Here is a 2,266-nt window from a genome sequence, read left to right on the forward strand (position 1 = left end):
AAAATATTAAACTATCAAACACCGTTTGAGATATTTTTTGAAGAACCGTTGCACTTAGTTTGACAATTCGTCGGTAAAAATAAACCCGGGCCTTGATTACAAGGTCCCGGTGTTTATTTGGTCTCAGTTTCCAGCGCTAGATGCCCGCGGGTTTGTAGCTTGTCGAGTAGTAGTAAGGACAGCGATCAGTTTTGGCATCATATAAGGCGCTTTGTTTAATCCAAACGGCTCCGCCTTTGGCATACTGATCGCGGGCGATTTGGCGCAGTTCATCGAATGAATCGAAAACATTTGTATAGGTGTGCGCGAATTTGTCGTCATAGTCGTACTGTTTGCTGTGTTCGAGCTCATCCAAGTCAACGACCGCAAGTCGGCACTCAACGTTTGATGTGCACTTGATTGAGTTTGCCGGCGTGAGGTAAACCCGCTTGCCGGCTACAACCAAGTAATCATCGTCATGGTCAAAAGTGACCACGCAAAAACGGTCAGGAGTGTTGAGCACAGATAACGGGCAAAGTTCGCGCGCTTCTACATAGTAATTAGCGCCGTGCGCGTCAAGCCGGCGGCGGTGATAAAAGCGTTGGATACCAGTTAGTGGCTTAGTTTGGAATGATGAAGTGGTAGAATTTGACTTAGTAATTGCTGATAACATGATTAGTTCCTCCTATATAATATATAAGTTATGTCTTAGTGTTTCTATAGAGTTGTCTTAGTGATGTTCTAGTGTATAGCTATAAAAGGTCTTAGAGAAGTCTTAGTGATTCTATAGAGTTGTATTAGTCTTTACTTATTGGTTTTCTTGACTTTCATTACGAAGTTTATCGACGGCATCATCAAAACAATCGGGATAGATGTAATAACGTACCCAGGCATCAAGAAGCTCGGGGCCTTTTTCTAGTACGTCGTAACTGCTATCCATAAATAAATTCATATATGCTTCCGTTGCCAAGTCCCAATTGTGGCACAGACACTCTTCAGCCTTCCACTTACTAAAAGTATATGAACCAGAAGCCAGTCCCGTTGTGCAATCGGCTTCACGTAATTTATCAAACCACCATTCGTAATCTTCGTTATTTGTTGAATTGATGAGCCAAAACCGATCTTCTTCCGACATATCGTTCATAAAATAATTGTATAAATCTTCGGTTACATGCTTCTTATAATCATACTTTTCCATAATAGTTAACCTCCTTAACTATTTTTCTGTTTGTTTCATTACATAAATTTATTCAGGCCGAGCTTGCCGGCCAATTTTGTTTATATCGACATGGCAAGAAGCAGTAAAACAGCGAAGATCAAGACGATCACGAAGACACGCCCAATGATGATAATTGCGATCCTAGTCAGATATACTAAGTATCCCAAGGTTTGGTACAGGCCGAAAATAATCAGCAAGATCATTAAAGTTTGCGTCATTGCGCTCATCCCCAATCCTCAATATTTCGACAGGTTCATAAGCTCCATAAGCTCCACTTGTGGCGCAGTTGACCCAGGCGCGCCCCTTATTTGGCGCGCCGGTTGTATAGTTGTCATCAAAACGAGATAAAAGATTTAAATTAAAAAGTAGGGTAGTTATACTTAAAAAATCATCTGAGAGGCCTTTATTTAACAAAAAATGACCCGGATTTGGAATCCAGGTCATGCTGTGAGCACCACGACGGTTAAAGTGTGATATAAGAAAATAACCGTCGTGGTGTAAATTCACAAAGTTTTGATAGCTTACAATTTAGCTTACACTATATAAATTATATGAGACGATATTAGACAAATTGAGACTATTTTTTAATGGGTAAATAATATACGAACACCTGAAGCTACGGCATTCGTGGATTGTGAAATAAAGCTTTTTAGATGTTTACGAATTAGTGACCAAGAAGTAAACAGCTTAAAGAAGGCCAACGAGCATGGAAATGTTTGTTGGTCTTTTTGCGTGCACTCGATTATGAAGATAGGAGTAAAATTAATACATATAGCTATAACCTATTTTAATTTGAGGAGTCTAAATAATGGCAGATGATAATAAGCAGGAATTGTCAACGGCACTCTTTAGTGCTGCCAACGCGCTGCGTTCTAAGATGGATGCTAACGAATACAAAAACTATTTATTGGGCATCATTTTTTGGGTCTCTGTCAATTGGTGTTGGTGGAGACGTATAATCATCCTCAAAATTTGAGGGTGATTTTTTTTAACCTAAATTTCAAGAATAAGTTAGCCACTGGACTCAAATAAATAATACTGACCAATTGATTATTGGTTGATGGAGCT

Annotated in this window: 3 protein-coding genes and 1 pseudogene; 1 reads left to right on the plus strand and 3 read right to left on the minus strand. The window is 39.4% G+C overall.

Annotated features, from left to right (window positions below; translation table 11 throughout):
• Positions 1 to 136 precede the first annotated feature (136 nt).
• From QOR82_RS08985 to QOR82_RS08995, 3 genes are all read right to left on the minus strand, one after another.
• Positions 137 to 652 carry a hypothetical protein gene (locus QOR82_RS08985; protein WP_283584401.1) on the minus strand — a complete coding sequence of 172 codons (516 nt, stop codon included), beginning with the start codon at positions 650 to 652 and terminating at the stop codon, positions 137 to 139.
• Between the two features lie 135 nt (positions 653 to 787).
• On the minus strand, positions 788 to 1,177 hold the full coding sequence (locus QOR82_RS08990) for a hypothetical protein (RefSeq protein ID WP_283584402.1): 390 nt from the start codon (positions 1,175 to 1,177) through the stop codon (positions 788 to 790).
• A 162-nt stretch (positions 1,178 to 1,339) separates the two neighbouring features.
• Positions 1,340 to 1,642, minus strand: coding sequence for a hypothetical protein (locus QOR82_RS08995; protein WP_283584403.1), 303 nt, complete (start codon positions 1,640 to 1,642; stop codon positions 1,340 to 1,342).
• 364 nt (positions 1,643 to 2,006) lie between these two features.
• Here QOR82_RS08995 and QOR82_RS09000 point away from each other — a divergent pair.
• A pseudogene (locus QOR82_RS09000) lies at positions 2,007 to 2,123 on the plus strand (type I restriction-modification system subunit M N-terminal domain-containing protein); the annotation flags it as partial.
• Positions 2,124 to 2,266 lie beyond the last annotated feature (143 nt).

Origin of the sequence: Limosilactobacillus difficilis, assembly GCF_947387495.1 — a bacterium.
In the GTDB taxonomy this organism is placed as follows: Bacteria; Bacillota; Bacilli; order Lactobacillales; family Lactobacillaceae; genus Limosilactobacillus; species Limosilactobacillus difficilis.

What these genes read in the sequence shown, in the direction of transcription:
- QOR82_RS08990 (WP_283584402.1), bottom strand. Translation starts at nt 1,177, where the DNA reads ATGGAAAAGTATGATTATAAGAAGCATGTAACCGAAGATTTATACAAT.
- QOR82_RS08985 (WP_283584401.1), bottom strand. Translation starts at nt 652, where the DNA reads ATGTTATCAGCAATTACTAAGTCAAATTCTACCACTTCATCATTCCAA.
- QOR82_RS08995 (WP_283584403.1), bottom strand. Translation starts at nt 1,642, where the DNA reads ATGACCTGGATTCCAAATCCGGGTCATTTTTTGTTAAATAAAGGCCTC.